Source organism: Rhodococcus sp. 14-2470-1b, assembly GCF_002259415.1.
Classification (GTDB): Bacteria; Actinomycetota; Actinomycetes; order Mycobacteriales; family Mycobacteriaceae; genus Rhodococcoides.
Genome location: NZ_NPFY01000041.1, coordinates 1933 through 8559, shown reverse-complemented (window position 1 = coordinate 8559; position 6627 = coordinate 1933). Strand labels below are relative to the sequence as shown.

General features: G+C 66.5%; 6 protein-coding genes and 1 pseudogene. 6 read left to right on the top strand and 1 reads right to left on the bottom strand.

The genetic code is table 11. From position 1 onward, the window contains the following. The coding region (locus CH293_RS26905; protein ID WP_369597575.1) for a Rieske (2Fe-2S) protein at window positions 1-454 on the top strand (454 nt) is incomplete at its 5' end. A gap of 197 nt (window positions 455-651) precedes the next feature. Here the strand turns inward: CH293_RS26905 and CH293_RS26900 are convergent. After that, window positions 652-1506: pseudogene (locus tag CH293_RS26900) on the bottom strand (cation diffusion facilitator family transporter); the annotation flags it as partial. Window positions 1507-1509: 3 nt separating this feature from the next. Between CH293_RS26900 and CH293_RS26895 the strand changes: the two are divergent. The 5 genes from CH293_RS26895 to CH293_RS26875 all read left to right on the top strand — a co-directional run. Continuing rightward, a complete protein-coding gene (locus CH293_RS26895; RefSeq protein WP_094721991.1) occupies window positions 1510-3549 on the top strand; it encodes a cytochrome c oxidase assembly protein in 2040 nt (679 codons plus the stop codon). 630 nt (window positions 3550-4179) lie between these two features. Further along, window positions 4180-4842: a M23 family metallopeptidase gene (locus CH293_RS28850; RefSeq protein WP_369597576.1), complete on the top strand. Its 663-nt coding sequence runs from the start codon at window positions 4180-4182 to the stop codon at window positions 4840-4842. A gap of 25 nt (window positions 4843-4867) precedes the next feature. After that, a complete protein-coding gene (locus CH293_RS26885; protein WP_032382574.1) occupies window positions 4868-5221 on the top strand; it encodes a BlaI/MecI/CopY family transcriptional regulator in 354 nt (117 codons plus the stop codon). After that, complete coding sequence (locus tag CH293_RS26880; RefSeq protein ID WP_037107036.1) at window positions 5218-6174, top strand: M56 family metallopeptidase; 957 nt, start codon at window positions 5218-5220, stop codon at window positions 6172-6174. The genes CH293_RS26885 and CH293_RS26880 overlap by 4 nt, the downstream gene beginning before the upstream one ends. 84 nt (window positions 6175-6258) lie before the next feature. Continuing rightward, on the top strand, window positions 6259-6627 hold a 369-nt coding region (locus CH293_RS26875), incomplete at its 3' end, for a cbb3-type cytochrome c oxidase subunit I (RefSeq protein ID WP_176460138.1).

Sequence of the window (6627 nt, the reverse complement as noted above, 5' to 3'; positions counted from 1 at the left end):
CACCGAGGCGCACCGAGGCGCACCGAGGGGAACCTGCTGCATGAGCGACAACATCCCGGCGCTACCGCGCCGTATTTTTCTCGCTACGAGCTGCGCTACAGCGTGCCTGGCTGCCGCCGGATGCAGCGTCGGCGAAGCCCCGTCCGGTGAGGACACCGCTTCCGACGGTCCCATCACCTTGTCGGTGAACGATGTTCCTGTCGGCGGTGGAATCGTGCTCGCCGACCGGCAGGTCGTCGTCACCCAACCGGAACCCGGTACCTTCCGTGCCTTCTCGGCTATCTGTTCTCACCAAGGGTGCACAGTGAACCGAGTCCGCAACGGCACGATCGAGTGCCCCTGCCACAACAGTGCCTTCTCGATCACCGACGGGGCGGTCATGCGCAGCCCCGCTACCGAGCCACTGCCGAACCGCGCCGTGACCAGAACCGTAGATACCCTCACAGTCGACTGATCCATCACCGGGCGGCCGAACATGCGAGGTGGACGGGTTCGGGGTGAACGGTGTCGACCGGGCCGATGTGCGGCAATCGAGGACCCACTCTGTGCCCCCACCCGACTGGTGCCGGTTCCGGTACATCGCTGCCGTGTCGACGACAGCACGGCGTGCCGATCTCGCACCGGGTCGAGACCTGCCTACCAGAGACCTGCCTACCAATTGACCTCTCGGCAACGGCCTTCGCCTTCCTGGGGTTCGACCTGCACAGTGGCGTGCTCGAGACCGAACTCGTCGCGGAGAACCTGCTGCGCTGCAGCGAGCACCCGGGGTGTCTCGGCCTCCGGGGCGACCGTCAGATGCGCCGAAGCGACCTCCATCCCCGACGTCAGTGTCCAGATGTGCAGATCGTGTACCTCTTCGACATCGTCGACACCGGTCAGGGCCTTTTCCACGGCGGCGACATCGATGCCCGACGGAGCGTGTTGCAGCAGAATTCGTACGGCATGACGCCCCAGAGTGAATGCACGCGGCAAAACGAACAACCCGATGGCGACCGCGATGACCGGGTCGGCGTACCGCCACCCGAACACGACGGTGACCAGTCCGCTGACGAGCACTCCGATCGAGCCGAGCATGTCCGCCATCACCTCCAGATACGCACCCCGAACATTGAGGCTCTCTTTCGCACCACTACGCAGAAGGAGGAACGCGATCAGGTTCATGGCCAGACCGAGCAGTGCCACCAACATGACCGGAATCCCGGGCACCTCCGGTGGGTTCGTGATGCGTTGCGCGGCTTCGTAGAGAATCCACCCAGCGACACCGAAGAGCAGCACTGCATTGAACAGAGCCGCGAACACTTCGGCTCGATACAGTCCGAACGTGCGGCCGGTCTTGCGAGACTGCCGCTGTGCGAGTGTGATCGCCACGATCGCCATCAAGACCCCGAACACGTCGGTGAACACGTGTGCGGAATCGGACAACAACGCCAGCGACGAGGTGGACAGACCCACTACCACCTGCGTCACCAACGTAACCGCCCCGAGACCGACAGCGATCCACAGTCGCTCATGGCCACCGACGACATGGCCACCGAAGCCGCACTCTCGACCCGCGGTCCGGTGAATCGACGCTCCGGTTCGCAGGTGATGCTGCTGTGGGCCGCGATCGCGGCAGTGGTGGCCGCTGCGCTCGCGGCGTTGTCGACGTCGCAGGCGCTGATTCTGCTCGGGCTTCCCGATCCGGGACCGATCACGACCTACGGTATTCCGGCGCTGACCGCGCTCGGAGAGGTAGCCGCGGTCGTGGCGGTGGGGTCGTTGCTTCTCGCAGCGTTCCTCGTTCCTCCCCAAATGTCGGGTGTGCTCGACATCGACGGGTACATCGCCGTCCGCACCGCGGCGAAGGCCTCCGCAGTGTGGGCGGTGTGCGCAGCGGCGTTGGTGCCGCTGACGCTCTCGGACGCGTCGGGTCAACCTGTCGGATCCGTTGCGGCGCAACCGGTGCAGTTCCTCGGTGCGATCGGCGATGTCGAGGCCTCCACTGCATGGGCCATCACCGCCGCGATCGCGGCGATCACCGCCGCAGCATGCGCGGCGGTGTTGCGGCATCGATGGACCCCCGCCTTGTTCGCCCTGTCGATGCTCGCGTTGATCCCGCGCGCGGTCACCGGCCACTCCTCGACCGGCGGCAATCACGACATCGCGACGAACTCGTTGATCCTGCACATCCTCGCCGCCGCACTGTGGGTAGGCGGACTCCTCGCACTTCTCGCTCACGCGCTGCGCGGGGGTGGACACCTTGCCGTCGCGACCCGCCGCTACTCGACGCTCGCTCTGGTTGCGTTCGTGATCATGGCGGTCTCCGGAGTGGTCAACGCTGCCGTGCGAGTACCCGTGACGTCGCTGTGGGATTCGACGTACGGCGCTCTGATACTGGCGAAGATCGCAGCCCTGGCGATCGTGGGGACCCTCGGGTGGATACAGCGACGACGAACGGTCGGCGCTCTGGCTCACGATCCCGAGAACCGCAGATCCCTGATCACGTTGTCGATGATCGAGACCCTCGTTCTCGTCACCACAGTGGGCCTGGCGGTCGCACTCGGTCGCACTCCCCCGCCCCCGCCGCAGGACGCCTCGCTACCTCAGGCGCACGAAGAAGCCTTGGGCTACGTGTTGGACGGCCCGCCCACCGCTGCGCGGTTGGCGTTCGAGTGGCGTTTCGACCTGGTGTTCGGGTCCGCGGCCGTGATCGCGGCTGTTGTGTATCTGGTGGCCGTGCGGCGTCGTCGGCGGGTAGGCCTGCCATGGCGGCGGCGGTGGACCGCGAGCTGGTTGATGGGCACTGCGGTGCTGCTCGTGGCGACCTCGTCCGGGGTCGGGCTCTACAGCCCGGCGATGTTCAGCGTGCACATGGCGGGACTGACCGCGGTCGCCATCGCCGTGCCGTTTCTGTTGGTCCTCGGCCGACCGGCCACCTTGTTCGCCTCGGTCCTGCCGACCGCTCCGGCAGCCGACGCACCGGGCTCGCGCGAATGGCTCCGGGCTGCATGGCACAGCCGAGCAGCCCGGATCGCGATTCACCCGTGGGTCAGCACCACGGTGTTCCTGGTCAGCTTCTACCTGCTCTACCCCGGCGGAGTGTTCGACACCGTCGCCGACTCTCATGTGGCACACATGGTGATGAAGGGCTGGTTCCTGACCGTCGGGATGGTGATGTTCTGGGGCACGGTCGGCGAAGACCCGGTACCGAGACCGATCGCGGGACTGACGAAGTTGCTCGCGAGTATCACCGCGTTGGCCGGGTTCGCATTCTTCCTCGTCGTGACGATCGATCTCGAGACCGCGCTCGGAGCGAGCTTCTACAGCGGACTGCGTCTGGATTGGAACGCAGACCTGCTGGCCGACCAGCGGCGCGGCGGCACTCTGGCATGGGGCATCGGCGAGTTGCCGTTGCTCGCTGCCGCAGTTCTCGCCGCGGTCCGGTGGTCGGCGGCCGACGAGAGCGCTGCACGGCAACGAGATCGCCGAGTCGACGATCAAGGTGATACCGAACTCGAGGCGTACAACACCATGCTCGGTGGCCTGTCCTCTCGGCGGGATCACCCCTGATACCCGAAGAATCCGTTCTCGGTCAGGGTCGCCGCAGCCCGCGGGATGTCCTCCGAGGACCGTGACCAGCGGTACGGGCGAATCCGGGTCGAAGGGGATGGAAAAACTATGCTCGATAGTAGTAACCTGTGGCCTGACCGTCACCATTTCGTTATCTCGAGCGAGGCCTCGGCCTCGTAGCCACCAAGGATTGTGATCTTGGCCCGACACCGCACACCCGATCCGATCGACGACGACTGCGCAGCGCCGGCGCGCGGCGGCGTGATCTCGATGCCCGTCGGCACCAGGCCGACGGCGCTCACCGATCGCCCCCGTCATCGACGGGCCGAGTTCGCACCCTCACGTTTCGCGATCGAGTCGCCCGCCGATGCCGGGTACTCCGACACTCTGTCGGAGGACGAGCACACGCCCTCGGCGCAGACGCCCGCACCGGATGAAACCGTTCACGCGGTCAGCGACGCCTGGGACACCGCGGCCGCGGACGCTACCGCGTCGATGTGGGCGGCGCACGTGGCCGGTCCGGACGAGGCGACGCACGACGACGGGGGCCGCGCCGATGTCCAGGCCGTGTCGCGAACTACTCGCCGCGGACTTCATCGCCGCCGGGTGCCGAAGCCGGGTGGCCGCGCCATCGCTGCGTCGGTCGCGGTCGGTGCCTTTCTTTCCGCGGCAGCGACGGCTCCGAACACCGGGTCGCAGGACAGTGTGGCGCTCAGCGCCGCGAGTATCGATCGACCTCCCGCCGGCGTCCTGCCGCCGAGCCCGGTCGTTGCCTCACCCCCGCAGGTATTGCAGTTACCCGATCTCGACGTCGGCCGGGTCGCGCAGCGCATGACCGAGCAACTCGCCGAGGGGGGAGTTCGGGCGGCGGAGCGCGCTGCACGCGATGCCGAGGCGCGGCGCCCGCTCTCGGCGGTGCCGGTGTCGGGCACATTGACCTCCAGTGCTGGTCCACGTTGGGGGACAACGCATTACGGACTCGACATCGCCAATACGATCGGGACGCCGATCGTATCGGTGACCGACGGTGAGGTCATCGAATCAGGGCCGGCGCAAGGGTTCGGCCTGTGGGTGCGTATTCGTCAGGACGACGGCACGATCGGGGTGTACGGGCACATAGACCAGGCGCTCGTCACCGCCGGTCAACGTGTGAAAGCCGGCGAGCTCATTGCTACGGTAGGCAACCGAGGCCAATCCACCGGACCCCACCTGCATTACGAAGTGTGGCAACCCGACGGTGCCAAGTCCGACCCGGCGGCGTGGCTGTCGGCACGCGGAGTCGATATCACCTGACACGACGAGGAAAGAAGAACTGGCGATGAAAAGGCTCGGTGATCTCGAAGCGGAGGTGATGAACGTGCTCTGGGAATGCGATCGACCGCAGTCGGTCCATGACCTGCGTGAACTCATGGCCGACCGAAACCCCGCCTACACCACGATCCTGACCGTCGTGACCCATCTCCACGAGAAGGGGTGGGTCGAGCGGACCAAGCAGTCACGCGCGTACCTGTACTCCCCGGTGCAGTCGCGCGCGGAGGCCACCTCGCAAGCGCTGCGCGAAATCCTCGACACCAGTACCGACTCGGCCGCCGTCCTGATGCATTTCGCGAAAACCGTCACCGACGACGAGCTCGACGCCCTGCGGGGGAACCTGCCGGACGTGAACCGGTGATCGTCGCGCTGGTGTTGCTCCTCGCGGCGATCATCGCGGCCGTCGCCCTGCCGCGGCCGCTGACCTCTCTCACCCGCACCGTGAACCCCACTCTCGCCTTGACCGCATGGATCGGCAGCATCGCCGGGGTGTTCTTTCTCGTGGGATCCGCGGTGACCGTGTTGCTCTGGCCCGGCCATGCGCCCGCCGAGGGCATGGTCGAACTCGCCGTCCGCTGTCTGGGCTCACTGCAACACGCGGCCCAGCCGTGGATCGGCGAAGCGGTCGCCGGAGCATCGGTCGTCCTCGCTGCGTCGGCGTCGGCGCGCGTCCTGCGCTCGACTCGCCGTCAGCTTCGAGCCCGGTCCAAAGTCCGCGACTATCACCGCGATGTCATCGCCGTCGTCGCGCGCACGGACCCCGGACCCGAACCGATCATGTGGCTCGACCACCCGCTCCCGCTGGCCTACAGCATCGACGGTCGCCCCGGATACGTCGTGGCCACCGAAGGCCTGCTCGCCCATCTCGATCCCGATCAACAGCGAGCTGTGATCGCACACGAACGCGCCCACCTGCGCGGGCGCCACCACCGCATCGTCAACATCTGCGAGATCCTGGCCGCGGCGTTCCCTCGCGTTCCCCTGTTCGCCGCAGCACCTGCAGCGGTGCGGGTTCTGGTCGAGGTCGCAGCCGACCGGTCCGCGGCCGCGGTCACCAGCGCCGACACTGTACGTTCGGCACTGTCGACGGTCTCGCAGGCACATTCTGCACGTCCACTGTGGGCACTGGGCCTGATCGGCGAATCGACCACCGAACGACTCCGCCACCTCGATACGAGCGCGCAGATGCCGACCCGGACAGTGCCCGGCGCATACGCTGCCGCCGCCGTACTGCCGCTCGTGGTGCCGGCCGCCATGGCAATCCTCACCCTCAGTGCGATCTCCGCCGCGGCGTGTGCGGCCGTACTGACCTGACCCACCCAAATACTATGCAGCATAGTATTTGAGTTAGGCTGTCGTACGCGTCCTGTAATTCGCGTGCGATTCGAAGGTGGTTCCATGACGGCGCTGACATCTCCTCCGGCTGAGCCGGCGGTTCGCCCCTATCCTCCCCGCGGGGCCCGCAAGGGGTCGTTCCTGCACACGATGGTCACCACCACCGATCCGAAGGTCATCGGGCTGATGTATCTGGTGACCTCGTTCGGGTTCTTTCTCGTCGGTGGCCTGATGGCGTTGATCATGCGCTCCGAGCTCGCCGTTCCGGGAATGCAGTTCCTCTCCAACGAGCAGTACAACCAGCTGTTCACCATGCACGGCACGATCATGCTGCTGCTCTACGCCACCCCGATCGTCTTCGGCTTCGGCAACTACATCCTGCCGCTGCAGATCGGCGCACCCGATGTCGCCTTCCCCAGGCTCAATGCCTTC

Coding starts and splice junctions, on each gene's coding strand:
- CH293_RS26895 (WP_094721991.1), top strand. CDS start 1,510: ATGGCCACCGACGACATGGCCACCGAAGCCGCACTCTCGACCCGCGGT.
- CH293_RS26885 (WP_032382574.1), top strand. CDS start 4,868: ATGAAAAGGCTCGGTGATCTCGAAGCGGAGGTGATGAACGTGCTCTGG.